Source organism: Blautia acetigignens (genome assembly GCF_025566865.1).
Lineage (GTDB): Bacteria > Bacillota > Clostridia > Lachnospirales > Lachnospiraceae > Blautia_A > Blautia_A acetigignens.
Genome location: NZ_JAOQJM010000018.1, coordinates 1 through 906, shown reverse-complemented (window position 1 = coordinate 906; position 906 = coordinate 1). Strand labels below are relative to the sequence as shown.

The window sequence follows — 906 nt, the reverse complement described above, 5'->3', positions numbered from 1 at the left end:
CGTATAGGAAAAACGCAGGAAATATTTATGGTGTCTTTTCTCCAGTATCGGGGCAGATGCCTTTTTCCCCGACCAGTTCTTACGAAGATATTCCATATCTGTATGGTTTAAACGCACACAAAACCATTTCCAGTCATGGCCATCATACAGTTTCAGGTATGCTTCCTCTTTTCCTTCTGCTCCCTCTCTGTACATGACACCACGGTAAAAAACAGGCATGGCATGGTTCTCATACACCAGTTTGGGCATCCCTGTTTTTTCTCCTGGCTTTGTCCACAGATCCATCCGTGTTTTGTAAGAAGATACACTTCCCAATGCATGCTGGACTGCAGCTCTTCTAAGGTAGGATGGCATCTTCGGGAAGCGGAGGTCAAAATCAAAACATGCGGGATTCTTTTTCGTGGTATGCACCAGATGCTCTGCGGCATTAAAACGCCTTTTAGCATCCGGGATCTCTTCCAGTTCTTCCCACACCTGTTCATATATTTCTGTCAGATAGCTGACCGCAGACCGATAGAGTCCCAGTGTCTGGCGAATCGGGATATTCTGTTTTCGTACTTCTACGCCATAGCTGGATACTGTCTGCATCTCTTTTCCTCCAACAAATCATTTCTTCTGTCAGGCTTTTTTCTTTTTCCTTTTGTCCTTCGATGTAAACAAGCAGATGGATATGGTCCGGTATCGCCTCCATTGCCAGGATCTGAAATTTATATTCTTCTGCAAGACCCTGTAACAATTCTTTACATTCTGTATCGATTCCATTTTTTAAAACCTTTTTTCTGTATTTTGTACACCAGACAAGATGATACTGCAAAGAACAGCTGCAAATTCTGCCCGAACGGTACGCCTATTCTGAAATTAGCGGTACATCCATTCTGATTTAGCGGTATGCGTTTTCTGCTCAAA

Annotated in this window: 2 pseudogenes; both read right to left on the bottom strand. The window is 43.4% G+C overall.

The annotated features are described in order from the left end of the window. A pseudogene (locus OCV70_RS16140) lies at positions 1–588 on the bottom strand (IS200/IS605 family accessory protein TnpB-related protein); the annotation flags it as partial. Continuing rightward, positions 479–835 (bottom strand): annotated as a pseudogene (tnpA, locus tag OCV70_RS19905) (IS200/IS605 family transposase); the annotation flags it as partial. The pseudogenes tnpA and OCV70_RS16140, both read right to left, overlap by 110 nt. Positions 836–906: the final 71 nt, after the last annotated feature.